This window comes from Oleiphilus sp. HI0080, assembly GCF_001635135.1.
This window is the reverse complement of record NZ_LWFU01000580.1, coordinates 1-1,641: the sequence shown is the minus strand read 5'-3', so window position 1 is coordinate 1,641 and position 1,641 is coordinate 1. Positions and strand designations below refer to the sequence as shown.

Below are 1,641 nucleotides of genomic sequence, written 5' to 3'. Positions count from 1 at the left end.
GCCTCATGCCCAATATCAAGCTAAAAAGCATGACCGACACACCCGCGCAACCGTCGCAGTGGAAGAAAATTCTGAGTGCAAGCACTATTTCTGCGCAAGACTTGCTCATCAGGCTTGAGCTGGATGAGCACCCGCTACTCGATCAAAATGCCCCATCTTTTCCACTACGAGTTCCCGAGCCATTTTTGAACAAAATTGAAAAAGGGAACCCCAATGACCCGTTGTTATTGCAGGTGCTACCGCAAGCCCAGGAATCTCTAGACATTGAAGGCTATGCTAGCGAACCTCTCCTGGAGCAGAACTTTTCACCTCTTCCGGGTTTAATTCACAAATATTCCTCCCGCGTACTATTAATTCTCACTCAGTCCTGTGCGATCCATTGCCGCTATTGCTTCAGGAGAAACTTTCCTTACAGCGAACATCAGCAATCTCGCCAGCAATGGCAACAAGCACTAGACTACGTGGCAACAAGATCAGAAATCAGTGAGGTCATCTTAAGCGGCGGAGACCCCTTAAGCTTGTCAGACTCGAGCCTTGAAGAGCTCTTCGACAAGATCGATAGAATCACCTCAGTCAAGCGCATCCGCATTCACACGCGAATGCTTCCAAGCTTGCCTCAAAGAATAACGAGTAGGCTTCTTAAGGTCATTTCAAACTTGCGGTGCAAGGTCATTTTGGTTGCGCACTGCAACCACCCCAACGAATTGGCTAATGATACTGAACGTGCATTTTTACGACTTAAAGAGCATGGCGTCACACTGCTAAATCAATCCGTGATGCTAAGACATATCAATGATGATGCTCAGATATTGCAGGCACTGTCTGAGAAGCTTTTTGCGCAAGGCGTTCTGCCCTACTACCTATTTACGCTCGATAAAGTGGCGGGAGCTGCGCATTTTGATCTCCCGCGCTCTGAGGCCAAACAAATCTACAAAGAACTCTGTGCACAATTACCAGGATTTTTGACCCCTAAACTCGCTGAAGAGCAACCCGGCGATGGGAGTAAGCGGGTCTTATCCAACCACTGAAACGAGTAATCATTCAGATGCCTGATTTTTTATTTCAGAGTTTAGGGTTAGACCCGCTACATGCGGCTAAAACCCTGCTATCATAAGTAGATAGGTTAACTTTGCGATTTAGATTCTCGAACATATTTCGCATCAATATTGAAGACAGGCACCATAGGAAAATACAGCAGAGATGTTGGGTCCAGACCTCGAATTATCATTATCAATCCCGGAACAGAATCTGGGCAATTTATCTTTCGCTGACGGCACACCGGAAGCCATCAAAGCATGGGTGGCAGAGTTGCCTATGGCGAATCTGGGTGAAACATCTCGACTGCTATATTCCGCAATCAACGAGCTAAATCGCCTCGGATGTAAGCCAGGCCAAAGATCAAAAATGCTCGAAAGCCTGCGCAAGCCGATCCACTTCGCCTGCACCGAACTCTCAAAACACTTCTTAAACGGGTCTATTACTCCTCAGGAAAAACAGCGTAAGGTGATTAATCTCGTTACGAGCCTCCACCTTGCCCTGACTACGGGATACAAAATCGTTTTAGTAGAGACGGTTCCAGAGCTTGGTACAGAATTGGCGCGTAAAAACTTTGCTTGTGCCGCGCATCGAGTTATTACCGAA

Annotated in this window: 1 protein-coding gene and 1 pseudogene; both read left to right on the top strand. The window is 47.0% G+C overall.

The genetic code is table 11. The annotated features are described in order from the left end of the window. Positions 1-1,028, top strand: a 1,028-nt coding sequence (epmB, locus tag A3751_RS12790; RefSeq protein ID WP_369821245.1) for an EF-P beta-lysylation protein EpmB, incomplete at its 5' end; no start/stop codon positions are given. A 172-nt stretch (positions 1,029-1,200) separates the two neighbouring features. Beyond that, a pseudogene (locus A3751_RS12785) lies at positions 1,201-1,641 on the top strand (GTPase); the annotation flags it as partial.